We start from the raw sequence: 26,498 nt of genomic DNA on the forward strand, positions 1-26,498 counted from the left end.
CCGGGGCCGGCGTACCCCCGTGACAACCGCCTCCCGAGCTAGTCGGTGGCGATTGCGTTCAATACGTTCATCCGCCCGGCCCGGAAGGCCGGCACCAGTGCGGCGAACAGGCCCACCAGGGCCGACGCGGCGAACACCCCGAGGATGGTCGGCCAGGGGATCTCCAGGACCTTCAGGCCCTGGAGGGCGAGGAGTTGCTGCGCGGTCGCGCCCCAACCCATGCCCAGGCCGAGGCCGAGGAGGGCGCCGAAGAGGGCGATGACCACCGACTCCAGGCGGATCATGCGGCGCAGCTGGCGGCGGGAGAGACCGATGGCGCGCATCAGGCCGATCTCGCGGGTCCGCTCGACCACCGACAGGGCCAGGGTGTTCACCACGCCCAGGACCGCGACGATGATCGCGAGGGCGAGGAGCCCGTAGACCATGTTCAGCAGCTGGCCGACCTGGTCCTTCAGCGACTGCTTGTAGTCGGCCTGGTTGAGCACCTTGTACTGCGGGTACTCGGCGAGCCCCGCCTTGACCTCGGCGTACGCGGTGTCGGCCTGACCGGCCTTGGCACTGGCCAGCAGCATGAAGGGGCGCGGCATCCGGTCGGCCGGGACGTTGGCCTCGGCGACGGCGGTGGACACGTACTTCATGCCCTTGTCGATGTTGCCCTCGTCGCCGGTGATCGCGGCGACCTTCAGCTTGACGGTCTTGCCGCCGGTGAAGGCGACCGTCAGCGTGTCGCCGAGCTTGATGCTGTGCTCGTCGGCGTAGAGCGAACCGACCGCCATCGCGTTCGGACCGTACGCGTCGGCGTGTTCCCCGGCCCGCATCGTGCGGCGGATGTCCTTGGCGTACGACGGGTCGGTGGCGCCCAGGCCCTCGGTGACCGTGGAACCGTCGGGGGCCGTGATCTTGGCGGGCACCTCGCGGTAGGCGGTGACGTGATCGAGGTTCTTGTTGGCGCGCAGTGCCTGCTCGGCCTGCGGCATGACCGGCTGGCCGGTCATGGAGTTGACGATGTAGTCCGCTCCGACCGACTTGTCGAGTTCGTCGGTGGCGGAGGCCACCATCGAGGATCCGACCACCGACAGGCAGGCGACCAGGGCCAGGCCGATCATGAGCGCGGCGGCGGTGGCGCCGGTGCGGCGCGGGTTGCGCAGCGCGTTGCGCTCGGCGAGCCGGCCGACCGATCCGAAGGGCCGCAGCACCGGGGCGGACAGCGCCCTGACCACGACACCCGCGAGGAGCGGGCCGATCACGATGAAGCCGATGAGGGTGAGGACCACACCCAGGCCCAGCCACAGGGATCCCGGGGCCGCTTCCTCGGCGACGCCGGCGAGGTAGAGGGACGCGCCGCCGAGCCCGGTGAGGACCAGCCCGAGGGCGGCCCGGATCCGGCCGGCCTTCTTGTCGCCCGGGGTGCCCGCGTCGCGCAGGGCGGCCATGGGGGACACCTTCCCGGCGCGGCGGCCGGGGATGTAGGCGGCGACGACGGTGACGGCGACGCCGAGGACCAGGCCGAGGACCGGGGTGGTCCAGGCGACCGTCAGGTCGTCGGTGGACAGGTCCATGCCCATCTGACCCATGAGCTTCATGAGGCCGACGGCCAGGCCGACTCCGGCGGCGACGCCGAGGACGGAGCCGACGACGCCGAGCAGGAAGGCCTCGACGAGGACGGACCGGTTGATCTGCCGGCGGTCGGCGCCGATGGCGCGCATCAGGCCGATCTCCCGGGTGCGCTGGGCGACCAGCATGGAGAAGGTGTTGAAGATGAGGAAGATGCCGACGAGGAAGGCGATCCCGGCGAAGCCGAGCATCACGTACTTCATGACGTCGAGGAAGGAGCCGACGTCCTTGCGGTTGGCGTCCGCGGCTTCCTTGGCGGTCTGGAGCTTGTACGTGTCGGCGCCGACGGCGGCGGCGACGTTCTGCTTGAGCTGCTCGTCGCTCACCCCTTCCTTGGCGGTGACGTTGACGTGCGTGAAGGCGCCGGCGGAGCCGAGCAGGAACGTCTGGGCGGTGGCCGTGTCGAAGTACACGACGGTCGCGCCCGGGTTGGTGACGGTGAAGGCGGCGATGCCGCTGATCTTCGCCCGGTTGTCGCCGGTGACGGCGATGGTGCGGATCTCGTCACCGAGGCCGAGGTGGTGCTTCTCGGCGGTGTCGGCGTCGATCATCAACTCGGTCGGCCCGCGCGGGGCGTTGCCGGAGGTGATCTTCATCGACTTGAGTTCGTTGTCGCTCCAGTTGCCCGCGATGGTCGGGGCACCGGTGGTCGAACCCAGGTTCTCGTTCTTGGTGTTGACGACGGTGACGGACATCGACAGGACGCCGCCCTCGGCGGACTTCACGCCCTGGGCCTTCTCGACCCGGTCGACGACCGAGCCGTTCAGCGTCCGCGGCTTGCCGCTGCCCGGGTTCTCCTCGCCGTCGGCGACCCCCTTGGGGCTGACCGTGACGTCGGAGTTGGTGACGGCGAACAGCTTGTCGAAGGTGGTGTTCATGGTGTCCGTGAACACCAGCGTGCCGCAGACGAAGGCCACGGACAGCAGGACGGCGATGGCGGAGAGTGCCATTCTTCCCTTGTGCGCGACGAAGTTGCGTCGCGCGGTCTTCATGACGGTCACGAGGTCCGCCCGCGTGCGTCGAAGGCCTTCATGCGGTCGAGGACCTGGTCGGCGGTCGGGTCGATCATCTCGTCGACGATCCGGCCGTCGGCGAGGAAGATGACGCGGTCCGCGTAGGAGGCGGCGACGGGGTCGTGGGTGACCATGACGATGGTCTGGCCCAGCTCGTCCACCGACTGGCGGAGGAAGCCGAGGACCTCGGCGCCGGCCCGGGAGTCCAGGTTTCCGGTCGGCTCGTCGCCGAAGATGATCTGGGGGCGGGCGGCGAGGGCGCGGGCGACCGCCACGCGCTGCTGCTGGCCGCCGGACAGTTCGGTGGGGCGGTGCTTGAGGCGGCCCGCGAGGCCCACCGTCTCGACGACCCGGTTCAGCCACTCCGCGTCGGGCTTGCGGCCCGCGATGTCCATGGGGAGCGTGATGTTCTCCAGGGCGTTGAGCGTCGGCAGCAGGTTGAACGCCTGGAAGATGAAGCCGATCCGGTCCCGGCGGAGCTGGGTGAGCTTCTTGTCCTTCAGGCCGGTGATCTCGGTGTCGTCGAGGAAGATCTCGCCGCTCGTCACCGTGTCCAGGCCGGCGAGGCAGTGCATCAGCGTGGACTTGCCGGAGCCGGACGGGCCCATGATCGCGGTGAACTGTCCGCGCCGGATGTCCACGTCCACCGCGTCGAGGGCGACGACGCGGGTCTCTCCCGAGCCGTAGGCCTTGACGACCTTGCGTGCCCGGGCCGCGACGGCTTCATGCCCTCCAGTACCCCCGTGCCTGGTTTCGGTCATAGCCGTTGTCACGGTGTTTCCCCTCGTTCGTTCCTCGGCGTGCGTCGCGTCGGTGCGTGCGTCCGCTGCGGCGGCGGCTCGCGGTGATCCGTGTGCCGCCGTCGTGAAGTCTCCGGCGCGGGGGCGTTCGGGCGCACTGGTGCCCGTCTCCGTGTCCGTCGGGGGGTTGTCCCCACCCCCCGACGGCCTCGCCTCATGTGAACCAGTTAAAGACGTACCGGGACCGTCCACCTCCTCCGGCGGGACGAACGGCCCCTGGGTCCTTGTGCTGACGAACCCCTAGGGGTTCTGCACCCTTCGATGGACCCGAGGTGAGGGATACCGCCGGAAACACGCGCGGTGAGAAGGTGTTCCCGCGGATGCGTGCACGGTGAAGGGGGTTCGACGGGCATGGGGGAGAAAGCGGAACCGCCCCTCGGAGAGGAACCTTCGGGGCCGGCCGAGGCGGTCGTCCCGCCGACCGGACCGCCCGGGGGAAACGCCGGGGGAAACAGCGGCGGGACCAGCGGCGGAATCATTGGAGGAATCGTTTCCGCCACAGAGGACCCCGCGGCCGGCGCGCCCGCACCGGGGCGTCCGAAGTCCGTGGTCGTCGTCTCGCTGATGCTGACCATGAGCCTCGTCGCCCTCGACGCCGCCGTCGTCTCCACGGCCGTCCCCCAGATCGTCGGTGACCTCGGTGGCTTCGCCGTGTTCTCGTGGATCTTCGCCGGGTACGTCCTCGCCACCACCGTCTCGCTCCCCGTCTACGGCAAGCTGTCCGACACCCACGGACGCAAGCCCGTGCTGATCTTCGGGACGGCCCTGTTCCTCGTCGGCTCCGTGCTCTGCGCGCTCGCCTGGAACATGCCGGCCCTCATCGCCTTCCGGATCATCCAGGGCCTGGGCGGCGGCGCCCTCCAGGGGACGGTCCAGACCCTCGCCGCCGACCTCTATCCGGGCCGGGAACGCCCCCGCATCCAGGCCCGGATGTCCGCGGTGTGGGCCGTGTCCGCACTGGCCGGCCCGGCCGTCGGCGGCCTGATCGCCACATACGCCGACTGGCGGTGGATCTTCCTGGTCAACGTGCCGCCCGCCGCCGTGGCCCTGTGGTTCATCGCCCGCCACCTCGTCGAGCCCGTACGGCCGCCCGGCCGCCGGGGGCCCGTCGACTGGGCGGGCGCCCTCGGGGTCTTCGCCTGCGGCGGAGTGCTGCTCTACGCCCTGGTGCAGGGCGGTGTCGCCTGGCCCTGGCTGTCGGCACCCTCCCTGGGGCTGTTCGGCGCGAGCGCGGTCCTGGCCGCGGTGGTGGTCCGGGTGGAGCGCCGGGCCGCGGAACCGATCCTGCCCGGCTGGGTCTGGCGCCGCCGCACCATCGCGGCCGTCAACCTCGCCATGGGCGCCCTCGGCCTGCTGATCGTCGCCCCGCAGGTGTTCCTGCCGATCTACGCCCAGAGCGTGCTGGGCCTCGGAGCCGTCGGCGCCGGGCTGCTCACCTCGGCGATGACCCTGACCTGGCCCCTCACCGCCGCCCTGTCCCAACACGTCTACCGGCGCGTCGGCTTCCGCGACAGCGCCGTCCTCGGGGTGGGGATCGCCGCCGTGGCCCTGTTCGGCTTCACGCTGCTCCCGTACCCGGGCTCGGTGTGGCAGCCCGCACTGGTCATGCTGCTGCTCGGCGGCGCCCTCGGCCTGTTCCAACTGCCGCTGATCGTCGGGGTGCAGTCCACCGTCGGCTGGGCGGAGCGGGGCACCACGACGGCCTCCGTGCTGTTCTCCCGGCAGGTCGGCCAGAGCGTGGGAGCGGCCCTGACGGGGGCCGTCGCCAACGCCACCATGGCCGCCCGGCTCGCGGACGCCCCGGTGGCGGGACTGCCGGACCACCTGGACGACGTGTCGAAGGCACTCGACCGACCGGGACGGCTCCCGCCGGCCGCCGCCGACTACCTGAGGGAGGCCGTGGACGCCGCGGTGGACCACGTCTTCCTCGGCGCGACGGCCGCCGCGGTGGCGGCGCTGGTGGTGCTGCTCCTGGTGGCGCCGCGGAAGTTCCCGGTCCTGCCCGAACAGCGGTAGGACCGACCCGGGTTGTCATGACCCGAACGGATGGGCCATGTTTCTCCCCACGGACACCACCCGGGGGAACACCATGACTTCCGCACTCCTCGCCCTGCTCTTACTGGCCGCCCTGACCTGCCCCGTCGCCCTGCGGCTGCGCCGCAACCCCGGCTTCGTCACCGGGCGCGACGGCCGGCTCTCCACCTCCACCACCCTGGCCCTGGCCTGGACGGTGATCCTGCTCTGGCTGCTCCTGGCGATCCTCGCGTACGGACTGACGGCCGGCGGCGGCGTCGACTGGTTCCAGGGCGAACACGGCCCGCTGTCCTCGCTGACCACGGTGTACCTGCCGCTCCTCGGCGGCCCGTACGTGGCCCTCATCGCGGCGAAGGCCGTCGTCGGGGTGCGCGTGGAGAACGGCAGCATGGCCAAACCCGCCCCGAAGCCCACACCCGGCGGCCGACGACCCCTGCGCGACCTCATCGCGAACGACAGCGGCCGGACCGACCTGATGGACCTCCAGTACGTCGCCCTCAGCGCGGTCACGATGCTCTACGTCGTGCTGTTCTTCCTGTCGGACGTCGGCGGCGGGCTCCCCCGCCTCCCCTCGGAGATCTGGGCCCTGACCGGCGCCCCGGCGGGCGCCTACCTGGTGAACAAGATGGCCACCCGGGCCAACCCGGTGATCACCGACGTCGCGCTCGCCGACGGCGTCCTCACGGTGTCGGGCGGCGGCTTCGAGGACGCCCGGGTGAGCGTGGACGACACGGCCGTCCCCTCGACCCTGGACCCCACGACGTCCACCCTGACGGCCCCCCTCCCGGACGGGACCGCGCCCACCTTCACCGTGGTGGTGACCTCACACGGCCTCAGGAGCGACCCCTACCGCCACCCGCGCCCCGAGATCCCCGGTCAGGCCCGACGCCGCGCGTAGTAGCGGGCCACCCGGGCCCGGTTCCCGCACGCGCCCGCCACGCACCACCGCCGCCGCGGGTGCGCCGGGAGGAACAGCAGCACGCACTCCGGCCCCTCGCACTCCCGCACCTCCCCCACCCGCGGCCCGGTGAGCAGCTCCGTCACCCCCTCGGCGAGTTCCGCCGCGAGGCGCGCCGCCGGATCGACGGTCGGGCGCACGCGATCGGCCGTCAGCCCCGATCCGGCGGTCCAGTCCAGCGCCCGGTGGGCGGGGGCGCCCGCCAGGGCCGCGTTCAGCACGCGCAGCGCGTCGACCGGCGGCCTCTCACCACCCCGTACGGCGGCCAACGCGGCCCGCGCCGCCTCCCGTACCGCGACCACCGCGGCCACCTCGGCCTCCCCGACCCCGCCGGCGACCGGCCCCAGCCGCCCGGCCTCCTCGCCCAACCACCCGGTCAGGCCCTCGGGTTCGGCAATGAGGTCTCCGTCGGCGGGACGGGTGTTCAGCAGGTCGAGCGCGAGGTGCTCGCCGATGAGCGGAAAGTTCACAGTCACGCCATTAATGGTACCCAACCCCCTTGACCCATTAGCCCCGCTCCCCGAGACTAATGGAACAAGCACCCCAGGAGGCATGTGATGACCGTGGCCCGGATCCAGCACCGCACCGTCGACGTGGACGGCGTCACCGTCGCCTACCGCGAGAGCGGCCCGGCCGACGCCCCCGTGCTGCTCCTCCTGCACGGCTTCCCGACCTCCTCCCACCAGTTCGCCCGCCTCATGGACGCCCTGGCCGACACCCCGTACCGGCTCATCGCCCCCGATTACCCCGGCTCCGGCCGGACCGAGACCCCGAACGGGTTCACGTACTCCTTCGACCGGCTCGCGGACATCGTCGAGGGCTTCACCGACGCCCTCGCCCTGGACCGCTTCGCGTTGTACGTCTTCGACTTCGGCGCCCCGGTCGGCCTGCGGATCGCCGCACGCCGACCGGAGCGGGTGACGGGCCTCATCGTGCAGAACGGCAACGCGTACGAGGAGGGACTGTCGGACGCGGCCCGCGCGTTCGCCGGCCTGCGCCGGGAGGTCCCCGGCGACGAGGAGAAGGTCCGCGGACTCTTCGCCGAGGAGGGCGTCCGCTTCCAGTACGAGACGGGGGTCGCCGACACCGCGCCGATCTCCCCGGACTCCTGGACCCTGGACCTCCACCACCTCGCCCGCCCCGGCCGCGCGGACGCCCAGGCCGACCTGGCCTTCGACTACGCGTCGAACTTCGCCCACTACCCCGCCTGGCAGGCGTGGCTCCGCTCGGCGCGGCTCCCCGTCCTGGTCCTCTGGGGCGCGGGCGACCCCTTCTTCACCCCGGCGGGAGCCAAGGCGTACCTGCGGGACGCGCCGGACGCGGAGGTGCACGTCTTCGAGGGCGCGGGCCACTTCGCCCTCGAAACCCACCTCCCCACCATCGCCCCCCTGATCGCGGCCTTCCTCCCCACCCTCTGACCGCCTCGCACCACCGCACGAAGCGGCCCCGCCCCCGCCGAGCGTGACGGGGCTCCGCCTCGCGCCTCAAACGTCGGCGAGGCGGGGACGGCGGGACCGGCCGGCGAGGTCGAACGGGCCGCACCGCCCCGGGGCGCCTGCACCGCACAGTCCGGGACGACACCCCACCCCGTCCCGACCACGCCCCCCCCGCCCGGCCAGGGCTCAGGCCGGCGCCCTCCCGGTAAGCGCGGCCAGGCTGGCCCGCACGTGGTTCATGTGCGCCCGCATCTCGTCCTGCGCCTCCCCGTGCTCCCGCAGGATCCGTTCCGTCTCCCGCCCGACCCGTTCCTCCCGCACCCGCGCCTGCGCCAGCACCTCGGACGCCCGGGCCTCGGCGTCCTCCTGTCCGTGCCGCGCCGATTCCTCCGCTTCGGCGAACGCCCGCCGCGCGTCGGCCAACCGCGCGTCGGCCTGGCGTTCCGACTCCGTCTGCCGGGCTTCCGTTTCGGCTTCCCGCGCCGCCAGTTCCCGTTCGGCCGCATCCCGGCGGTCCGCGTGTTCCTGCTCGCGTTCCGCCAGCAGCTCGTCCGACCGGCGGCGCGTCTCGACCAGGGTCGCGTGCGCCTGCGACCGCCAGGCCGACGCGTCGTCCCGGGCCTCCGCCCGGGCGTCGTCGGCTTCCCGGCGCGCCCGCAGCAGTCCCTGTCGGGCCCGGACCTCGGTCTGTTCCCGTACCGCTTCCGCGTCCTGTCGCGCCAGCTCGGTCACCCGGTCCGCGTGCGCCTCGGCGGCGCCCTGGGTGGTGAACGCGTCGGCGCGCGCGTCGGCGCGTACGCAGTCCGCCTCCTCCTGCGCGAGCAGCAGGATCCGCCGGGCCCGCTCGCTCAGCTCGTCGTACGTCTGGGGGGCGAGCGAGGCGACCCGCTCGCGCAGCAGCTCCGCCTCCGCCTCCATCTGCTTGGCCAGGACGGTCAACCGTGCCACTCGCTCCCAGGCCTCGTCCCGGCCGGCCGAGAGGCGCACGAGGTACCGGTTCACCTCTTCCGGCCGGTAGCCGCGGCCGCGCACGGTCGCGAAACCATGGGGACCGTGAGGTGACATGGGTGCACTCATCCTGGAAGCGCCTCTCTCGCGGGGATTCCTGTCAAGGATGCGTCATTTGCGAGCAGAAGCCGGAATGGCCGGGCCGGAACCCCGTTCGAGGGTTCCGGCCCGGCCATTCACACGGACCCGCGGGTCAGAGGAGTCCGTCCCACATCTGTTCCAGCAGCACCGACCACCAGCTCTCCGGCGACGCCAGCGCCGCGCTGTCGAGGCCCGCGAGATTCGTCTGGAAATCGACCGTCCAGCGGCCCGCCTGCTCCGGCGTCAGGTGCTGCCGCAGCCGCCACATGTGTCCCAACATCGCCAGCGACCGCACGAATTGCGGCAGGCTGGAGTTCACGAACTGCGGCGGTACCGGAGCACCGCCCGGACCGGCCTCCACCGGGACCGCCACTATGTGCGCCGTCCCGTACTGCACGCAGAGCGCCTTGCCGAAGTCGCTTCCGACGACCAGGTACGAGCCCGCGTCCGATGCCGGTTGCACCTGTCGCTGCGCCGCCAACTCGGCCAGTGTCGGCACCGGTTGACCGGGCACGGCCTGCGCCCAGAAGAACGGGCCGAAGTCCACCGGCAGCCCCGACCACATCAGGGTCTGCGCCACGATCTCCGGCACGCCCTGCCGGGACACGGCCCGCTGGTCGAAGCGGAACACGCCCTGCGGACCGAACGCCCCCGCCAACTCCTGCGCGATGGCCTCCAACGGGATCGCCGGCTGGAGGGGGACCTGCGGCAGCGGCGCGCGTACCGGCGCGGGACGCGCCGGCCCGTCCGCCACCTGATGGAGTTCGCTCTGGTGGGTGATCAGGTGCCGCATGCCCTGCTGACGGCTCGCGTGATCCGTCCCGTACGGGGCCACGCTGGTGATCCGGACCTGGGGCCAGGTCTCGCGGATCATCCGCGCGCAGTAGCCGCCGGGCAGCTCACAGGACCCCAACTCGGTGTGCAGTTCCAGTACCTGCTGCGGCGGCACGTTCATGGCGCGCAGCTCGTGCAGGATCTGCCACTCGGGGTGCGGGGTGCCGGGCGCCGAGCGGCGGATCAGCTGCTGCTCGGAGCCGTCGGGCGCGCGGTAGCGCAGCACGGCCTGGTAGCCGGGGCCGACGGTGGGCGCGCCGGACGCGGCCGGCGCCGGTGCCATGTGCTGCGGCACCGGAGCGGCGGGTGCGCCGGGCGGACCGGGCGGCTGGGGCACGCCGGGGCCGGCGAGCATCGTCGCGGCGTGGTGCGGCGTCCCGCCGGCGGGAGTACCGGGAGCCCCGGGCGCGCCGGGGGGCCTGGGCGGCTGCACGACGGACGGGCCCGCCAACATCGTCGCGGCGTGATCGATGCCGCCACCAGGAGAACCGGGCGGACCCGGCGGCGTCGGCGCACCGGGACCCGCCGGACCCACACCCGGACCCGCGAGCATCGTCGCCGCGTGATCCACCCCACCACCGGGCGCACCCGGCGCACCCGGCGGACCGGGCGGCTGCGCGACGGACGGGCCCGCCAACATCGTCGCGGCGTGATCGATCCCGCCACCGGAAGGAGCGGGTCGACCGGGAGGACCGGCGAAACCGGAACCACCGGGCGCACCCGGAACCCCGGGCGGACCGGGAGGCGTCGGCGCACCGGGCCCCGCCGCACCCACACCCGGACCCGCGAGCATCGTCGCCGCGTGATCCACCCCACCACCGGGCACACCCGGCGGCCGGGGCGGCACGGGCGGCTGCCCCGGAGCGGAGGCTCCGGGCGCACCGGGCGGACCGGGCGGCCCGGGCGGGCTCACGGAAGCGCCCGACCCCGGCCGGGAGAGCTGGGCCTTGCTCGTCGGCGCGTCGGCGATGTCGCCCGCGTCCGGCCCGTGCCCCAGGGCGGGCACGACCGCGGTCCGCGGCAGCCGGCTGCCACCGGCCATGAGCTGGGTCTGCGCGTCGGGGGCCGCCGCGGCCGGCGCGTCCTCCCGGTCCGACCCGGACAGCGGCGGCGCGAACACCGTCGCCGGCAGGGGCACGGAACCCTCGTCCGCGCCGGAGTTCACATCGGTACCGGCCCACGGCGTGGCGCCGATCGGGAACCCGTCGTTGGCGGTCGGCTCGTACGGAATCTCGCCGCCGCGCCGCAGCGGTACGACGTCACCCGGGGCGTCGGCCGTGCCGGGCGCCGGGGCGGCGGGCACGGAAGGGCCGCCGACCGGGACGGCGGGCTCCGCCGGAACGGCCCCCGACCCGGAACCGGAACCCACACCCGCGGCCTCGTCGGACGACGGTCCCGCACCGGACGACAGGGCCGCGTCCGGCGAGTCCGCGGCGGGGGCCCGCGGGATCCCCGCACGGTCCGCCGCCTCCTGCAACCACTCGGGCGGACTCAGCATGAACGAGGTCTGTTCCGAGTCGATCCGCGGCGGCGGGACCGAGGCCTCCGAGCCCTCCGGAACGGTCGCGGCCCCGTACTCCTCCTCGTACCGCCGGATCACCTCACCCACCGGCAGCCCCGGCCACAGCGTCGCCTCGCCGCTGTCCCGGGCGATGACCAGCCGCTGCCGGCCACCGCCGGACACCGGACCGGCCGCCCGGTCCTCGGCCCACACCACGAAGCCCAGCCCGAACTCCCGCACGCGCACCTCGCGGTGCTGGTACGCGGGCACGTCCCCGTTGATCCACTCCTCGGCGCGTTCCTGCGCCTGTGCGAAGGTCACCATCGCGCCGTCACCCCTCCACCGGCGCGGAACCCGCCACCGGAACCGAACGAGCGAATCCGCCGTCCACCATCAGACCGGCCACCGTCTCCAGCTCCGGCGGGTTACCCGCCAAGCGTTCGAGAAAGGCGTCGAAATCGGCACCGCACGGCAGCAACAGCCGCTCCACGCGCTCCTGCACCGACCAGCCGTCCCGGTCGCGCGCGTCGTCGTACGGGGAGAACCACACGGAGCCGATCCCCTCGCCCTTCACCTTCACCGCGAGCAGCCCGCCCTGCGCGAAGGCCACGCACAGGTAGTCCTTCGTCAGGTGGTCCCGCAGACACTTGTTGACGTAGACGAGGTCGTTGACCGCCGCTTCCTCACGCACCGTGAAGAACGGCTGGTCGACCAGCACCCCGAGGTCCACGTCCAGGCCCGCGCCCACCGGCGCGCAGCCGCCCGCCGCCTTCAGGAACGCCCGGTACGCCTCCGGCAGCCGGTAGCCGAGGTCCTCCTCGACGCCCTGCACCTGCTGCTCGGACACCGACACCACCGACTTCGGCAGCCCCAGGTGCGCCGGGCGCACTTCCTGGAGGGGGCGCGTGCCGCGCTTCTCGTGGTCCACGGGCGCCGTCGCCAGTCCGGCGTGGTGCCGCAGCAGCGCCTTCACCTCGACGGGGACCAGCTCCATCCGCCGCGTCCCGGCCACGTGGTGCCAGGTCCATCCGTGCGGTGTCGCCACCGGGCCGACGGTGTCCCACAGCTCGTGGCCCGCCCCCCGCATCGCCGCGTTGGCGGACACGTAGTCCGTCAGGCGCAGCTCGTCCACGCCGAAGCCCTCCGGCGGCTCGGCGATCTCCACCGCGGCGCGCGCGTAGGGCGAGAAATCGGGATGCCCGTCCCCGCTGATCCGTACTCCGTGGGGATGCCGAGCGGCCCGGACCGGGTCCGGGAAATGCACGACCTGCCCCGAGTAAGCGGCGTTGGGTGGCGCGGCCTGCTGCCCGAGCCGACCTGTCGTCATGGCGGTAGCCCCCTGCTGGATCTGGCTGGTTCACCACAGCCTATGTGCTCCGGCAAGGGGCTCACCCGCAGCCGAAGCAGCATGCCGGCCACACCCCCTCACGTGGGGTGGGAAGAGCCGAATTGATACGAATATTCGACCCCGCTTCCCCACCACAGGGGACATTTGACAGGCTGTCCCCGCAGCACGGGGGCGTGCGCGACAGCGGCCCGCACCGCCGCCACGGGAGGGAACACGCAGCATGCAGAACACGGCAACACGCACAGACCGGACGGAACCGACGGAAGCCGGTCCCGCCGGCGATCCCCGTCTGCGCTGGAGCAGCACCGACGGCCCCGCCGTCCCCGTGCTCCGCTTCCGGCGCGACGGCATCCTCCCCACCGTCGCCGCCGCCCTCTCCGTACGCGGGGAAACCCTCACCGGCACCGCCGGGAAGGCCGACCAGCCACCCGTGCTGCACCCGCTCGTACAGGACTTCCTCGACACCCTCACCAGCGGACAGCGGGAACGGTTCACCGGCCGATGTCCGGAAGCGATGCTCCTCTCCCGCCACCTCGCCGGCGTCGAGGGCGCCCGCAGCAAGCGCGCGTCCCGCAAACCGCTGACGGCGAGCGAGGCGCGCCGTTCACTGAAACAGGCCAGGATCACCGCCCGTCGCATCCGCGAGGACGGCGACCCGCTCCACGGGACCTACGCGCCCCCGTGCCGCTCCTGCGACGCCCTCCTCGCCCACTTCGGCGTACGTTCCGTCGACCTCACCCACTCCGAGTAGCCGCCATGAGCACCTCGTCCCCCTCGTCCGCCTCCTACGACCGTTCCTCGGCCACCCGTTTCCCGGGGCCGGTGGACTCCGCGTTGCGCACCGCCGGTTGGGAGCCGGGCCGCTGGGACATCAAGCAGGCCGAGTACTGGGCCGACGCCCTGCGCGACCACACCACCCCCGCCGGGCACCGGCACACCGTCTTCCCCGCGGCCGTCGAGGCCTGGGCGGAGTTCGGCGGTCTGACCGTTGCCGGCCCCGGGCCCGGCCGTCAGATAGCCCCCGCCCGCGTGCGCCTGGACCCGCTCACCGGGCTCCACCTGGCCCGCACCTTCTGCGACCTCGGGCGCGCCCTGTCCACGGAGCTGAGCCCGCTCGGCGCCGAGACCGACGGCGGCTCGCACCTCGCCATCGACCGCGAGGGCCGCGTCTACGGCATCGACCACACCGGGGACTGGTTCCTCGGCGCGAGCCTCGACGATGCCCTGGCCCTGCTCCTGACGGGTCTCCAGCCGGTCCGTCTCACGACGGGCTGACCCGGTCGGAGGTCGGGGCCCGCCCCCGACCTCCGAAGGACGTCTGCGGGAAGGCGCCTCCTACCGCTCGCGCGGCAGGACCGCCGACACCTTGAAGCCGCCGTCCTCCGTCGGCCCCGAGACGAACACCCCGCCCAGTCCGAGCACCCGCTCCCGCATCCCCACCAGGCCGTTGCCGCCGCTCGGCAGTCGCGGTTCGGCGGCCTTGCCGTCACACGGCCCGTTCTCCACCTGCATGGCCACCTCGCCGTCCCGGTGGGCCAGCCGTACGACGACCTTCGCGCCCGGCGCGTGCTTGTGGCAGTTGGTCAACGCCTCCTGCACCACCCGGTACGCGGTCTGTTCGACCTCCGCCGGATAGCCGGGGCACTCGCCCCGCACGTCCAGCTCGACGACCATCCCCGCCGTGCGGGACTGCCCGATCAGCGCCTCCAGCTCGCCGATCGACGGCCCGTCCTCGAAGATCCCCGCCCACGCCGGCGCCAGGGAGGCGCTGGCCGGCTTCGGTGACTCGGCCCGCAGCACGCCCAGCATCTCGCGCAGTTCCGTCAGCGCCTGCCGTCCCATGTCACCCACCAGGGCCGCGTTCCGCACGGCCTTCACCGGGTCCTTCACGGCCACCGCCTGCAGGGCCGCCGCGTGCACCACCATCAGCGACACCCGGTGGGCGACCACGTCGTGCATCTCCCGCGCGATCCGCGTCCGTTCCTCCGTGCGGGCCCACTCGGCCCGCTCCTCGGCCCGGTCCGCCAACAGCGACAGTTCCCGCTCCAGCGAGTCCGCGCGCTCGTGGAGGCTCTCCATCAACCGGCGGCGCGCCCCGATGTAGAGGCCGAGGAGCACCGGCGGCACGGTCAGCGCCACCGCCACGAACACGGACAGCACGATCACGAGCGTCCCGTCGGCCTCCACGTCCCCGCGCGTCCGCATGTACATCACGACGAACGTCCCGGCCAGCGACATCGACGCGAGCGTGGCGGTGATCCGCCGGGGCACGTCGGAGGAGGCCAGCGTGTACAGGCCCACCACCGCGAGGAGGAACCCCATCGCGGCGGGCGTCACGGCGATGGCCACCAGCACCACGGCGATGGGCCACCTGCGCCGGAGCACGAGCGTGGCCCCCACCACGATCCCGAACAGCACCCCGAGGGCCACGGGAATGCCGGCCTCGTGGGCGAAGGACACCCCCTCGACGGCGCACTCGGTGGCCGACACCACGCCGAGTCCCACGTCCAGTGCGGCGCTCCGCCGCCTCTCCCACCACCAGGGGCCGTCGCGCCCCATCCCGTCCCGCTCTTCCCCCGTACTGGTCATGCCGTCCAGCCTACGCAGGGGCCCCGGGCGGCAGGCGAGCGAAATTCCCGCGGCCGAAGTGCGCGACACCCCTCACGCGCGTCGCGCGACGCGCGTACCGCAAGGCACCGATCCATACCGTCGCGATGAGGGGTGGTGGTGCGGCATAGTAGGTCTCGTCGACTCGACCACCAGGGAGTAATGTCCGGTCAAGTCACGATTGATCCCCTGTGGTGTAATTGGCAGCACTGAGGCTTTTGGTGCCTTATGTCCGGGTTCGAGTCCTGGCGGGGGAGCTTTCACACATGCGGGTCCCGACCTCCGGTCGGGACCCGGCTTCGTTTCCGCCCTCCCGCCCCCGGCTATCCTTCACGGGTCCACCCCCGAAGCCGAAGGGCACCCCCGTGAGCGCAACCCGCCCGGCAGCCGTCGTCGTACTCGCAGCGGGTGAAGGCACCCGCATGAAGTCGGCCACACCGAAGGTTCTGCACGAGATCAGCGGGCGTTCGCTCGTCGGTCACGTCGTCGCCGCCTCGCGCGAGCTCGACCCCGCACACCTCGTGGTCGTCGTCGGCCACGCACGCGAGCAGGTCACCGCGCACCTCGCCGACATCGACACCGATGTCCGCACGGCCGTCCAGTACGAGCAGAACGGCACCGGACACGCCGTCCGGATGGCCCTCGAAGAACTCGGCGGCGAACAGGCCGGCACCGTGGTCGTCGTCTGCGGCGACACCCCGCTGCTGACCGGCGAGACCCTCGCCGAACTCACCTCCACGCACGAGGCCGACGGCAACGCCGTCACCGTGCTGACCGCCGAGGTGCCCGACTCGACCGGCTACGGCCGCATCATCCGCGGCGCCGACGGCGCCGTCACGGCGATCGTCGAGCACAAGGACGCCACCGACGCGCAGCGCGCGATCCGTGAGATCAACTCGGGGGTCTTCGCGTTCGACGGGGCCCTGCTGAGCGACGCGCTGGGCAAGGTCCGCACGGACAACAGCCAGGGCGAGGAGTACCTCACCGACGTCCTCGGCATCCTGCGCGAGGCCGGCCACCGCGTCGGCGCGGCGATCGGCGCCGACCACCGTCAGATCCTCGGGATCAACAACCGGGTGCAACTCGCCCAGGCGCGGGCCCTGCTGAACGCGCGCCTGCTGGAGAACGCGATGCTGGCCGGCGTGACCGTCGTCGACCCGGCGAGCACGCTGGTGGACGTCACGGTCACCTTCGGGCAGGACGCGGTCATCCACCCCGGTACGCAGCTCCTGGGGAACACGCACGTCGCGGAGGGCGCCGAGGTCGGCCCCAACACCCGCCTGAAGGACACCCGGGTCGGCCCCCGGGCCCGCGTCGACAACACGGTGGCGGACACCGCCGTGATCGGCGAGTCGGCGTCCGTCGGCCCGTTCGCGTACCTGCGTCCGGGGACGAACCTCGGCCTGAAGGCCAAGGCCGGCACCTACGTCGAGATGAAGAACGCGACCATCGGCGAGGGCACCAAGGTGCCGCACCTCTCGTACGTGGGCGACGCGACCATCGGCGAGTACACGAACATCGGCGCGGCCAGCGTGTTCGTGAACTACGACGGCGAGAACAAGCACCACACGACCATCGGTTCACACTGCAAGACGGGCTCCGACAACATGTTTGTGGCGCCCATCACCATCGGGGACGGCGCCTACACGGCGGCCGGCTCGGTGATCACGAAGGACGTCCCGGCCGGCGCGCTGGCCGTGGCCCGTGGCCAGCAGCGGAATATCGAGGGCTGGGTGGCCCGCAAGCGTCCGGGGAGCGCCGCGGCGACGGCGGCCCAGTCGGTGGCCGCGGAGGACTCCGACGGCCGTTGAGGTGAACTGACCGGAAACAGGTACGCCCTGGACGGCGTACCGTGATAGGTGCACGCAATTCGGCTGGCTCACCGTGTGCGGGACGGACGCGCACGGGGGCGAGCAGCTTTCCACACGTCTGAGGAGACAGTGCTGTGACCGGGATCAAGACGACCGGCGAGAAGAAGCTGATGCTCTTCTCCGGCCGCGCCCACCCCGAGCTGGCCGAGGAGGTCGCACACCAGCTGGGTGTCGGCCTCGTGCCGACCAAGGCTTTCGACTTCGCGAACGGTGAGATCTACGTCCGCTTCCAGGAGTCGGCTCGTGGCGCGGACTGCTTCCTGATCCAGAGCCACACGGCTCCGATCAACAAGTGGATCATGGAGCAGTTGATCATGATCGACGCGCTGAAGCGCGCGTCGGCCCGCTCCATCACCGTGATCGTCCCGTCCTACGGGTACGCCCGCCAGGACAAGAAGCACAAGGGACGCGAGCCGATCTCGGCGCGCCTGGTCGCGGACCTGCTCAAGACGGCGGGTGCGGACCGCATCCTGACCGTCGACCTGCACACCGACCAGATCCAGGGCTTCTTCGACGGCCCGGTCGACCACCTGTCCGCCCTGACCGTCCTCGCGGACTACGTCGGCGCCAAGGTGGACCGCACCAAGCTCACGATCGTCTCCCCGGACGCCGGCCGCGTGCGCGTGGCCGACCGCTGGTGCGACCGCCTGGACGCGCCGCTGGCCATCGTGCACAAGCGCCGCGACAAGGACGTCGCCAACCAGGTGACCGTCCACGAGGTCGTCGGTGAGGTCAAGGGCCGCGTCTGCGTCCTGGTCGACGACATGATCGACACGGGTGGCACCATCTGCGCCGCCGCCGACGCGCTGTTCGCGCACGGCGCGGAGGACGTCATCGTGACGGCCACGCACGGCATCCTGTCCGGCCCCGCGGCCGACCGCCTGAAGAACTCCAAGGTCAGCGAGTTCGTGTTCACGAACACCCTGCCCGACCCGTCGGACCTGGAGCTCGACAAGATCACGGTGCTGTCGATCGCCCCGATGATCGCGCGCGCCGTGCGCGAGGTCTTCGAGGACGGCTCGGTCACCAGCCTGTTCGAGGAGCAGCAGTAATCGCTCCCACCGCTGCGCGGTAGATCCTTTTGGGTACGGCCTCCCGGCCGGGTAGACTCCACGAGTTGCTCGGCGAGGGAGGCCGTACCTGTTCACACGGGTGCCGGCACTCCGTTATCGACGCGCTCTTCGTAGCAGGCCGTTCCGGCCGGGTGACTGTCGTCCAATTCCGTCACCCCACGAGGAGTGAGCATGTCCGAGGTCAAGCTTTCCGCCCAGCTCCGTGACACCTTCGGCAAGGGCTCTGCCCGTCAGGCCCGTCGCGACGCCCTGACCCCCGCCGTCATCTACGGCCACGGCACCGACCCGAAGCACGTCAACGTCGACGCCCACGCCCTTCAGCTGGCGCTGCGCACCCCGAACGTCCTGCTCTCCCTGGACCTCGGCGACGCCGGCACCGAGCTGGTCATCCCGAAGGCCGTGCAGAAGCACCCCCTGAAGCGCACGATCTCCCACGTCGACTTCCTGATCGTCAAGAAGGGCGAGAAGGTCACCGTCGACGTCGCGATCGTCACCGAGGGCGAGCTGGCCGCCGGCGGCAACATGCTGGAGACCCTCCAGAACACCATCTCCGTCGAGGCCGAGGCCACCCACATCCCGACCGAGGTCACCGTCTCCATCGCGGGCCTCGAGGCCGGCGCCACCATCCACGCCAAGGACCTGGTCCTCCCGAAGGGCACCACCCTGGCCGTCGACGGCGACATCGCCGTCCTCCAGGTCGTCGCCCCGCAGGCCGAGGAGCCGGCCGCCGACGCCGAGACCACCGAGGCCTGAGCCTCGCCCTCCCCTCTCGGCACGTGCTGAACGACCGCCGTCCGGCTCCACTGGAGCGGGACGGCGGTCGTCTTCGTTAAGGAGCTTTTGATGTCGGACGACACGGCCCCCTGGCTGATCGTCGGTCTCGGGAACCCCGGGGCGGAGTACGCGGGCAACCGTCACAACATCGGGTTCATGGTCGTGGACCTGTTGGCGGAGCGGATGCGCGGCAAGTTCAAGGCGCACAAGGCGCGGGCACAGGTCATCGAGGGCCGGATCGGCCCGCCCGGCCCGGCGAACCGTCGGGTGGTGCTGGCCAAGCCCATGTCGTTCATGAACCTGTCGGGCGGGCCGGTGACGGCGCTGCGCGACTTCTACAAGGTTCCGCTGGACCGGATCGTCGCGGTCCACGACGAGTTGGACATCGACTATCCGACGCTGCGCCTGAAGCTGGGCGGCGGGGACAACGGACACAACGGTCTGAAGTCGATGACGAAGGCGATGGGACCGGACTACCACCGGGTGCGCTGCGGCATCGGTCGGCCGCCGGGCCGGATGCAGGTGGCGGACTTCGTGCTGAAGGACTTCTCGTCCACGGAGCGCAAGGAACTGGACTGGTTCGTCGACCGGTCGGCGGACGCGGTGGAGTGCCTGATCCAGGAGGGCCTGGAGCGCGCGCAGTCCACCTACAACTCCTGACGGAGTCCGCGTACACAGGAACGCAGGAAGCCCCCGCCGGATCGGCGGGGGCTTCCTGCGTGTGCGGGGTGCGTCAGCCGGTGTTGCGCAGACCGGCGGCCACTCCGTTGACGGTGAGCAGCAGGGCCCGGGCGAGGAGCGGGTCGGCTTCCTCGCCGCGCTCGGCCGCGGCACGCTGGCGGGCCAGCAGGGAGACCTGGAGGTAGGAGATCGGGTCCAGGTAGGCGTCGCGGACGGCGAAGGTCTGCTGGAGCACCGGGTGGGAGTCCAGCAGCTCTTGGCCGCCCGTGATGCGCAGGACCTCACGGACGGTCAGCTCGTGCTCGGCCTCGATGCGGGCGAAGACGTGCTTCAGCTCGTCGGGGACGAGGGTGTCCACGTAGTGCCGGGCGATCCGCAGGTCGGTCTTGGCCAGGGTCATCTCGACGTTGGACAGGAAGTTGCGGAAGAAGTGCCACCGCTCTCCCATCTCGCTGAGGACCATGTCCTGGCCGGCCTCGCGGAGGGCCTTGAGACCCGAGCCGACGCCGTACCAGCCGGGCACGATCTGGCGGGACTGGGTCCAGCCGAACACCCACGGGATGGCGCGCAGCCCGTCGAGGCCGGCTCCGGAGTCGGGGCGGCGGGAGGGCCGGGACCCGAGGTGGAGGTCGGCGAGCTGGTCGACGGGGGTCGCGGCGAAGAAGTACGCCGGCAGGTCGGGGTCCTCGACGAGCGCGCGGTAGGCGTCGTGCGCGGCGTCGGACACGGTGTCCATGGCCGCGTCCCAGCGGGCGAGGTCGTCGTCGGACTGGCGCGGGGCGGTGTGCAGGGCGGAGGCCTGCAGGGTGGCCGCGACGGTCAGTTCCAGGTTCTCGCGGGCCAGGGACGGGACGAGGTACTTGTCGGAGATGACCTCGCCCTGCTCGGTGACCTTGATCTCGCCTTCGAGGGTGCCCCAGGGCTGGGCGAGGATCGCGTCGTGGGAGGGGCCGCCGCCGCGGCCGACGGTGCCGCCGCGGCCGTGGAACAGGCGCAGCCGGACCCCGTAGCGGTGGGCGACGTCGCGCAGCCGGCGCTGGGCGCGGTGGATCTCCCACTGGCTGGTGGTGATGCCGCCGAACTTGCTGGAGTCGGAGTAGCCGAGCATGACCTCCTGGACGTCGCCGCGCAGGGAGACGAGGCGCCGGTAGGAGGGGTCGGCGAGCATGGCGTCGAGGATGACGTCGGCGGCCTTCAGCTCGTCGGTGGTCTCCAGGAGCGGCACGATGCCGATCTTGGCCCAGCCGGCGTGGAGGTCGATGAGGCCCGCCTCGCGGGCGAGGACGGCGGCGGCGAAGACGTCGTCGGCGCCCTGGCACATCGAGATGATGTACGACTCGATGACCTCGGGGCCGAACTTCTCGAAGGCGTCCTTGATGGCGCCGAACACGCCGAGGGTCTTCTGTCCGGCGGCGTCGAGCGGCGCCGGCGTGGGCGCGAGCGGCCGGCGGGAGCGGAGTTCCTTCGCGAGGAGCTTGCCGCGGTAGTCGCGCGGCATGTCGGCGTAGCGCCAGGACTCCTCGCCGAGCCGGTCGAAGAGCTGGCCGAGCGCGTGGTGGTGCGCGTCGGCGTGCTCGCGCACGTCCATGGTCGCGAGCTGGAGCCCGAAGGCGGCCAGGGTGCGGATGGTGCGGTCCATGCGGCCGTCGGCGAACAGGGCGCCGCGGTGTTCGCGCAGGGACGTCTGGATGAGGGTGAGGTCCGTGAGCAGCTCGGCGGTGCCGAGGTAGTCGCGGCCCTCTTCGTGGCCGGTGCCCTTGGCGAGGCGCTCGCGGGTGTTGACGAGCTTCTGCCGGATGCAGGTGGCCTTGAGTCGGTAGGGCTCCTCGGCGTTCAGCCGCTTGTAGCGCGGGCTGATCTCGGGGAGTCGTTCCAGGTCCGCCTGGAGGGATTCGAGGAGTTCCTCGGTGGCCCCGGTGTAGCGGATGGAGTTGGACAGGAGCCCGCGCAGGAAGTCGACGAGTTCGAGGGCGTCGGTGATGCCGTGCTCGTGCTGGAGGATCAGCACGTCCCGGGTGACGTCGGGGGTGACGTTCGGGTTGCCGTCGCGGTCGCCGCCGATCCAGGTGCCGAAGGTGAGCGGGCGGGTGCCGGCCGGGATCTCGACGCCGACGCGCTGGAGCTCGGCGGCGAGGTCCTCGAGGACGTCGCCGACGGCGCCGGCGTGCAGCTCGTCGAGGTAGTAGATGGCGTTGCGGGCCTCGTCGGCGGGCTCGGGACGCACGACGCGCAGCTCGTCGGTCTGCCAGACGAGGTCGATGTTCTCGGCGAGCCGCAGGTCGTGGCGGCGGCGGTCGCCCGCGCCGGTGACGGGCTCCTCCAGGAGAGCGGCGATGCGGCGCAGCTTGTTGAGGACGCTGCGGCGGGCCGCCTCGGTGGGGTGCGCGGTGAAGACGGGGCGGACGTTGAGGTTCTTGACCGTCTCGCGCAGGTGTTCGGGGTCGGCGTCCTTGAGCATGTCGGCGGTGCGGGCGAGGAGCCCGCCCTCGGCGGCGCGGTGGGCGCGCAGTTCCTTGCCGCGGTGCACCTGCTCGGTGACGTTGGCGAGGTGGAAGTACGTGGAGAAGGCGCGCACCAGCTTGGCGGCGGTCTCCAGGTCGGTGTCCCCGAGCAGCTCGGCGGCGGCTTCGCCGTCGGTGCGGGTGAGCGCGCGGACGCGTTCGACGAGGTCGAGGAGGTCTTGACCCTCCTGGCGTACGAGGGTCTCCCCGAGGAGGTCTCCGAGGCGGCGGATGTCCGCGCGCAGCTCGGCGTTCGCGGTTTCGGCCCGGTCGGTGTCGGCCTGGGTGACGGGGGCCTGGGGGGCCTGGTCAGCACTGCTCACAGGTGCGGCTCCTTGCAGTGTTCGAGCGCTACTGGGCGGTGGGCTCCCTGCCGTGCGCCGCGGCGCCTCCCGGATCTCGTCCGGGGGTGTCCCCGCTGGTGCGCAGCTCGGGTTGCCCGTGCGGACCGCGCTGTCCGACGTGACCAGGATAGGTGTCCCGTGCCGGTGCCCCGGCAGAGCCGTGCGTACCGGACGGTAGCGGCGGTTTGTCCCACCCGACCGGCGGCCCGTGGTCCTCTTGCCCCGCACGGGACCTTTGCCATACTTACGATGCCGTAACTTACGGGTCCGTAGGGTGCCCTGTAAGGGCACCTGCCGTCTCCCTCACCCCCCAGGGGATCACTGTGACCATCAGTCCCGATCTGATCGAGGACGCGTCCGCGCCCTCCGATACGTCCGAACCGTCGGCGACGCTCGGCGGCGAGAACAAGCGGTCCGTCGAGCAGATCGCCCTGCTGCTGTTCATCACCGTCCCCTTCGTGGCCCTGCTGGCGGCGATTCCGCTGGCCTGGGGCTGGGGGGTGAGCTGGCTGGACGTCGGCCTGATGGTGTTCATGTACTTCCTGGCCTGCCACGGCATCACCATCGGGTTCCACCGCTACTTCACGCACGGTTCCTTCAAGGCGAAGCGACCGCTGCGGATCGCACTGGCGATCATGGGGTCGATGGCGGTGGAGGGTCCGCTGGTGCGCTGGGTGGCCGACCACCGCAAGCACCACAAGTTCTCCGACCACGAGGGCGACCCGCATTCGCCGTGGCGGTTCGGGGAGACGCTGCCGGCGCTGATGAAGGGCCTGTGGTGGGCGCACATCGGCTGGCTCTTCGACGAGGAGCAGACCGACCAGCAGAAGTACGCGCCCGACCTGATCAAGGATCCGGCGATCCGGCGGATCTCGCGCGACTTCGTCTTCTGGACCATGTTCTCGCTGGCCCTGCCGCCGCTGGTCGGCGGTCTGGTGACGATGTCCTGGTGGGGCGCGTTCACGGCGTTCTTCTGGGGCTCGCTGGTGCGCGTCGCACTGCTGCACCACGTGACGTGGTCGATCAACTCGATCTGCCACGCGGTGGGCAAGCGTCCGTTCAAGTCGCGGGACCGCAGCGGCAACGTGTGGTGGCTGGCGGTGCTCTCGTGCGGCGAGTCCTGGCACAACCTGCACCACGCCGATCCGACCTCGGCCCGACACGGTGTGCTGCGCGGCCAGGTGGACTCCAGCGCCCGGCTGATCCGCTGGTTCGAGCAGTTGGGCTGGGCCTCTGACGTGCGGTGGCCGTCCGAGGCGCGCATCGACGCCCGGCGCAAGGAAAAGTCCTCGAACGCGGCATGATGGGTGACGTGGCGATCGACGGCAGCAGTTCCAGCAGTGACAAGCCCCGGCGTGGCCGCCGGGTCCGGATGACGGGCGCCGAACGACGTCAGCAACTGCTGGACATCGGCCGTGCGCTGTTCGCCGAGAAGGGCTTCGAGGGCACCTCGGTGGAGGAGATCGCGGCGAAGGCCGGGGTGTCCAAGCCGGTGGTGTACGAGCACTTCGGCGGCAAGGAGGGCCTGTACGCGGTCGTCGTGGACCGGGAGATGCGCCAGTTGCTGGACGGGGTGCAGGGGGCGCTGACCGCCGGGCATCCGCGGGAGCTGCTGGAGCAGGCGGCGTTCGCGCTGCTGGACTACATCGAGAACTACACGGACGGTTTCCGGATCCTGGTCCGGGACTCGCCGGTGGCGCAGTCGACGGGCACGTTCGCGTCGTTGATCAGCGACATCGCCACGCAGGTGGAGGACATCCTCGGGTTGGAGTTCAAGGCCCGGGGCTTCGATCCGAAGCTGGCGCCGCTGTACGCGCAGGCCCTGGTGGGCATGGTGGCGCTGACCGGGCAGTGGTGGCTGGAGACGCGGCAGCCGAAGAAGGCCGAGGTCGCGGCGCACCTGGTGAACCTGTCCTGGCACGGACTGGAGAACCTGGAGGCGAAGCCCCGACTGGTGGGCCATCGCAAGAGCTGATCGACCCCGCCGCGCGGCGGGTGGTGCCCGGGCCCCGGTGCCCGGGCACCGTGCGTTCTGAACGTGATCAAAACAGCGCCTCAAATGGCTACTGCCGTGCGCTCCCCGGCTGTACTGTTCGGTTACTTCCCGGGGGGGAATGAGACCTCACGTGCGATGCGACGCGCTTCAGCGCGCCTCCGCGCGGGTACATTCGACCCGGTTTCGCCTGCTTTCATACAGGGAGACCTCTTGTCTTTCATGCGCATCACGCGCTCCGGTCGCATTGCGGCCTGCACCGCCACCGCCCTCGCCACGGGCATGCTGATGGCCTCCGCGGCCTCGGCGGCAGAACTGCCGAAGCCCGTCACCACGACCCCGAAGGTCGCCGCCGACGACCGCGTCGCCGGGCACCTGCCGACGGGCAAGGCGAAGGCCGCCCCGCAGCAGAAGCAGCAGAAGCAGCAGAAGCAGCGTCTGGCAGCCGGCGCGAACGCCGCCGCCGGCGCCGCGTGGAACCTGTTCGACGTGGACGGCGACGGCGCCGACGACATCCTCTACCGAGGGTTGAACCACACCACCTACCTCAAGGCCTCGGGATCCAATGAGGCGGACACCACGTTCGACGTCTCGAAGACGGACTCCGCCGAGGACTTCAAGGACCTCATCCCGGTCGGCGACCTCGACCACAACGGCCGGCCCGAGCTGCTGCGCCTGACGGTCACCGGCCGTCTCTCCCTCGCCGAGGCGTACTCCACCTCGGGCACCAGCGGTGCCATGTGGAGCGGTGGCGGCTGGAACATCTACAACAAGGTGTTCGGCGCCGGCGACCTCACCGGCGACGGCAACGCCGACCTGCTGGCCCGCACCAAGGACGGCCAGCTGTACCTGTACCCGGGCACGGGCAAGGCCGGCTACGACACCCCCTTCGGCAACCGGGTCCTGCTCGGCGCCGGCTGGGGCGCGTTCTCCCAGCTCATCGGTGGCGTGGACTACAACGGCGACGGCAAGACCGACGTCGTGGCCACCACGGCGACCGGCGTCATGTACTTCTACAAGGGCACCGGCTCCGCTACGGCGCCCTTCGGCGACAGCGTGCAGACCGGAACCGGCTGGAACGGCTTCAACCAGCTCGTCCCGCTCAACGACAGCAACGGTCAGGGTCTTGTGCTGGCCCGCACCGTGAGCGGCCAGAGCCGGCTGTACGCCGCCGACGCGAACGGGGCGCTCGTCAACCCCCATGACCTGGGCAAGGGCTGGCGGTCCGTCGCCCTGTTCGCCGGCCAGGGCGGCATCCCCGCGCACGGCAAGGCCGAGCTGTGGGGCCGCACCGCCGGCGGCACGCTGTTCGGCTACGGCACCTACGGCGACGGTTCGTTCGCCCCTCGCGAGCAGATCTCCAGCGACGGTGGTTGGCCGCTGTCCGTGGTCGACATCACGCTGACCTCCTCGCTGACCACGTCGTCCCGCGCGGACCTGCTGTACCGCGTCGAGGGCGACATGTACGACGGCGATTACCCGCTCGGCGGCGGCTGGAACATCTACAACGCCTTCGCGGGCGTCGGTGACCTCACCGGCGACGGCTACGGCGACCTCCTCGCCCGGGACAAGTCCAACGTGCTGTGGCTGTACCCGGGCAAGGGCGGCAACGGCCAGGGCTTCGGGAACCGCGTGAAGCTCGGCGCCGGCTGGGGCATCTACAACAAGCTGATCGGCGCGGGCGACGTGACCGGCGACGGTCGCGCGGACCTGCTGGCCCGCGGCACCGACGGCGCCCTGTGGGCCTACCCGGGCACCGGCACCGCCGCCGCCCCCTTCGGGGACCGCGTCAAGATCGGCAGCAGCGGCTGGAACGGCCTCGGCAAGCTCACCGCGGCCGGCGACGTCACCGGTGACGGCCGCACGGACCTGGTGGGCGTGGACTCCGCCGGTGTCGCCTACGTCTACTCGGCGACCGGCGAGAAGGGCCTGAACACCTTCAAGGGCCGCACCAGTCTCGGTGGCGGCTGGAACACGTACGCGGAACTCCTCTGATTTCTCCGCGCACACCCGTGCACGACGGCGCC

The 26,498-nt window shown here is 71.7% G+C and carries 20 protein-coding genes and 1 tRNA gene; 13 read left to right on the plus strand and 8 right to left on the minus strand.

What is annotated here, in order from left to right; genetic code table 11:
- Positions 1–38: 38 nt before the first annotated feature.
- Together ACQEVM_RS31085 and ACQEVM_RS31090 are read right to left on the minus strand one after the other, a co-directional pair.
- Entirely contained in the window at positions 39–2,615 is a 2,577-nt protein-coding gene (locus ACQEVM_RS31085) for an ABC transporter permease (RefSeq protein WP_433084486.1), read from the minus strand.
- On the minus strand, positions 2,612–3,388 hold the full coding sequence (locus tag ACQEVM_RS31090; RefSeq protein WP_433084488.1) for an ABC transporter ATP-binding protein: 777 nt from the start codon (positions 3,386–3,388) through the stop codon (positions 2,612–2,614). Before ACQEVM_RS31090 ends, ACQEVM_RS31085 begins: the two co-directional genes overlap by 4 nt.
- 390 nt (positions 3,389–3,778) lie before the next feature.
- Between ACQEVM_RS31090 and ACQEVM_RS31095 the strand changes: the two genes are divergently transcribed.
- Complete coding sequence (locus tag ACQEVM_RS31095) at positions 3,779–5,443, plus strand: MFS transporter (RefSeq protein WP_433084490.1); 1,665 nt, start codon at positions 3,779–3,781, stop codon at positions 5,441–5,443.
- A 73-nt stretch (positions 5,444–5,516) separates the two neighbouring features.
- On the plus strand, positions 5,517–6,359 hold the full coding sequence (locus ACQEVM_RS31100; protein ID WP_433084492.1) for a hypothetical protein: 843 nt from the start codon (positions 5,517–5,519) through the stop codon (positions 6,357–6,359).
- Here ACQEVM_RS31100 and ACQEVM_RS31105 read toward each other — a convergent pair.
- Positions 6,338–6,895 carry an ABATE domain-containing protein gene (locus tag ACQEVM_RS31105; RefSeq protein ID WP_433084494.1) on the minus strand — a complete coding sequence of 186 codons (558 nt, stop codon included), beginning with the start codon at positions 6,893–6,895 and terminating at the stop codon, positions 6,338–6,340. The two genes, ACQEVM_RS31100 and ACQEVM_RS31105, sit on opposite strands and share 22 nt — an antisense overlap.
- 81 nt (positions 6,896–6,976) lie before the next feature.
- Between ACQEVM_RS31105 and ACQEVM_RS31110 the strand changes: the two genes are divergently transcribed.
- Entirely contained in the window at positions 6,977–7,837 is an 861-nt protein-coding gene (locus ACQEVM_RS31110) for an alpha/beta fold hydrolase (RefSeq protein ID WP_433084496.1), read from the plus strand.
- Between the two features lie 204 nt (positions 7,838–8,041).
- On the opposite strand, the gene ACQEVM_RS31115 is transcribed toward ACQEVM_RS31110, so the two are convergent.
- The 3 genes from ACQEVM_RS31115 to ACQEVM_RS31125 all read right to left on the minus strand — a co-directional run bounded on the left by ACQEVM_RS31115 (position 8,042) and on the right by ACQEVM_RS31125 (position 12,606).
- The gene (locus ACQEVM_RS31115; protein WP_433084498.1) at positions 8,042–8,920 is read right to left on the minus strand and encodes a DivIVA domain-containing protein; all 879 of its coding nucleotides are present in this window, start codon (positions 8,918–8,920) and stop codon (positions 8,042–8,044) included.
- Positions 8,921–9,056: 136 nt separating this feature from the next.
- Positions 9,057–11,603 carry an SUKH-4 family immunity protein gene (locus tag ACQEVM_RS31120; protein WP_433084500.1) on the minus strand — a complete coding sequence of 849 codons (2,547 nt, stop codon included), beginning with the start codon at positions 11,601–11,603 and terminating at the stop codon, positions 9,057–9,059.
- A 7-nt stretch (positions 11,604–11,610) separates the two neighbouring features.
- Positions 11,611–12,606, minus strand: coding sequence for an SMI1/KNR4 family protein (locus ACQEVM_RS31125; RefSeq protein ID WP_433084502.1), 996 nt, complete (start codon positions 12,604–12,606; stop codon positions 11,611–11,613).
- A 241-nt stretch (positions 12,607–12,847) separates the two neighbouring features.
- Between ACQEVM_RS31125 and ACQEVM_RS31130 the strand changes: the two genes are divergently transcribed.
- Together ACQEVM_RS31130 and ACQEVM_RS31135 are read left to right on the plus strand one after the other, a co-directional pair.
- Entirely contained in the window at positions 12,848–13,378 is a 531-nt protein-coding gene (locus tag ACQEVM_RS31130; protein ID WP_267796216.1) for a YwqJ-related putative deaminase, read from the plus strand.
- A 5-nt stretch (positions 13,379–13,383) separates the two neighbouring features.
- A complete protein-coding gene (locus tag ACQEVM_RS31135) occupies positions 13,384–13,902 on the plus strand; it encodes an SUKH-3 domain-containing protein (protein ID WP_433084504.1) in 519 nt (172 codons plus the stop codon).
- 60 nt (positions 13,903–13,962) lie between these two features.
- Here the strand turns inward: ACQEVM_RS31135 and ACQEVM_RS31140 are convergent, their stop codons facing one another.
- Positions 13,963–15,216 carry a sensor histidine kinase gene (locus ACQEVM_RS31140; protein ID WP_433084506.1) on the minus strand — a complete coding sequence of 418 codons (1,254 nt, stop codon included), beginning with the start codon at positions 15,214–15,216 and terminating at the stop codon, positions 13,963–13,965.
- Between the two features lie 203 nt (positions 15,217–15,419).
- Between ACQEVM_RS31140 and ACQEVM_RS31145 the strand changes: the two genes are divergently transcribed.
- The 5 genes from ACQEVM_RS31145 (at position 15,420) to pth (ending at position 19,612) form a co-directional block, all read left to right on the plus strand.
- Positions 15,420–15,491 (plus strand) — tRNA-Gln (locus tag ACQEVM_RS31145).
- A gap of 108 nt (positions 15,492–15,599) precedes the next feature.
- The gene (gene glmU / locus ACQEVM_RS31150; protein ID WP_433084508.1) at positions 15,600–17,045 is read left to right on the plus strand and encodes a bifunctional UDP-N-acetylglucosamine diphosphorylase/glucosamine-1-phosphate N-acetyltransferase GlmU; all 1,446 of its coding nucleotides are present in this window, start codon (positions 15,600–15,602) and stop codon (positions 17,043–17,045) included.
- 134 nt (positions 17,046–17,179) lie between these two features.
- Positions 17,180–18,157 (plus strand): ribose-phosphate diphosphokinase, encoded by a 978-nt coding sequence (locus ACQEVM_RS31155; protein WP_053679484.1) that lies wholly within the window; start codon positions 17,180–17,182, stop codon positions 18,155–18,157.
- A gap of 192 nt (positions 18,158–18,349) precedes the next feature.
- Entirely contained in the window at positions 18,350–18,931 is a 582-nt protein-coding gene (locus ACQEVM_RS31160) for a 50S ribosomal protein L25/general stress protein Ctc (protein ID WP_433084511.1), read from the plus strand.
- Between the two features lie 90 nt (positions 18,932–19,021).
- Positions 19,022–19,612, plus strand: a complete 591-nt coding sequence (pth, locus tag ACQEVM_RS31165; RefSeq protein ID WP_433084514.1) for an aminoacyl-tRNA hydrolase — start codon at positions 19,022–19,024, stop codon at positions 19,610–19,612.
- Between the two features lie 73 nt (positions 19,613–19,685).
- Here the strand turns inward: pth and ppc are convergent, their stop codons facing one another.
- Positions 19,686–22,379, minus strand: coding sequence for a phosphoenolpyruvate carboxylase (ppc, locus tag ACQEVM_RS31170; RefSeq protein ID WP_433085493.1), 2,694 nt, complete (start codon positions 22,377–22,379; stop codon positions 19,686–19,688).
- A 422-nt stretch (positions 22,380–22,801) separates the two neighbouring features.
- Between ppc and ACQEVM_RS31175 the strand changes: the two genes are divergently transcribed.
- From ACQEVM_RS31175 to ACQEVM_RS31185, 3 genes are all read left to right on the plus strand, one after another.
- Positions 22,802–23,782 (plus strand): acyl-CoA desaturase, encoded by a 981-nt coding sequence (locus ACQEVM_RS31175; protein WP_433084516.1) that lies wholly within the window; start codon positions 22,802–22,804, stop codon positions 23,780–23,782.
- A complete protein-coding gene (locus tag ACQEVM_RS31180) occupies positions 23,779–24,453 on the plus strand; it encodes a TetR family transcriptional regulator (protein WP_433084518.1) in 675 nt (224 codons plus the stop codon). The genes ACQEVM_RS31175 and ACQEVM_RS31180 overlap by 4 nt, the downstream gene beginning before the upstream one ends.
- A gap of 240 nt (positions 24,454–24,693) precedes the next feature.
- The gene (locus ACQEVM_RS31185; RefSeq protein WP_433084520.1) at positions 24,694–26,466 is read left to right on the plus strand and encodes an FG-GAP repeat domain-containing protein; all 1,773 of its coding nucleotides are present in this window, start codon (positions 24,694–24,696) and stop codon (positions 26,464–26,466) included.
- Positions 26,467–26,498: the final 32 nt, after the last annotated feature.

Origin of the sequence: Streptomyces sp. CA-243310 (assembly GCF_050936775.1) — a bacterium.
Classification (GTDB): Bacteria; Actinomycetota; Actinomycetes; order Streptomycetales; family Streptomycetaceae; genus Streptomyces.

Coding starts and splice junctions, on each gene's coding strand:
- ACQEVM_RS31160 (WP_433084511.1), top strand. CDS start 18,350: ATGTCCGAGGTCAAGCTTTCCGCCCAGCTCCGTGACACCTTCGGCAAG.
- pth (WP_433084514.1), top strand. CDS start 19,022: ATGTCGGACGACACGGCCCCCTGGCTGATCGTCGGTCTCGGGAACCCC.
- ACQEVM_RS31115 (WP_433084498.1), bottom strand. CDS start 8,920: ATGTCACCTCACGGTCCCCATGGTTTCGCGACCGTGCGCGGCCGCGGC.
- ACQEVM_RS31140 (WP_433084506.1), bottom strand. CDS start 15,216: ATGACCAGTACGGGGGAAGAGCGGGACGGGATGGGGCGCGACGGCCCC.
- ACQEVM_RS31120 (WP_433084500.1), bottom strand. CDS start 11,603: ATGGTGACCTTCGCACAGGCGCAGGAACGCGCCGAGGAGTGGATCAAC.
- ACQEVM_RS31110 (WP_433084496.1), top strand. CDS start 6,977: ATGACCGTGGCCCGGATCCAGCACCGCACCGTCGACGTGGACGGCGTC.
- ACQEVM_RS31090 (WP_433084488.1), bottom strand. CDS start 3,388: ATGACCGAAACCAGGCACGGGGGTACTGGAGGGCATGAAGCCGTCGCG.
- ACQEVM_RS31180 (WP_433084518.1), top strand. CDS start 23,779: ATGATGGGTGACGTGGCGATCGACGGCAGCAGTTCCAGCAGTGACAAG.
- ACQEVM_RS31130 (WP_267796216.1), top strand. CDS start 12,848: ATGCAGAACACGGCAACACGCACAGACCGGACGGAACCGACGGAAGCC.
- ACQEVM_RS31100 (WP_433084492.1), top strand. CDS start 5,517: ATGACTTCCGCACTCCTCGCCCTGCTCTTACTGGCCGCCCTGACCTGC.
- ACQEVM_RS31095 (WP_433084490.1), top strand. CDS start 3,779: ATGGGGGAGAAAGCGGAACCGCCCCTCGGAGAGGAACCTTCGGGGCCG.
- ACQEVM_RS31185 (WP_433084520.1), top strand. CDS start 24,694: ATGCGCATCACGCGCTCCGGTCGCATTGCGGCCTGCACCGCCACCGCC.
- ACQEVM_RS31125 (WP_433084502.1), bottom strand. CDS start 12,606: ATGACGACAGGTCGGCTCGGGCAGCAGGCCGCGCCACCCAACGCCGCT.
- ACQEVM_RS31135 (WP_433084504.1), top strand. CDS start 13,384: ATGAGCACCTCGTCCCCCTCGTCCGCCTCCTACGACCGTTCCTCGGCC.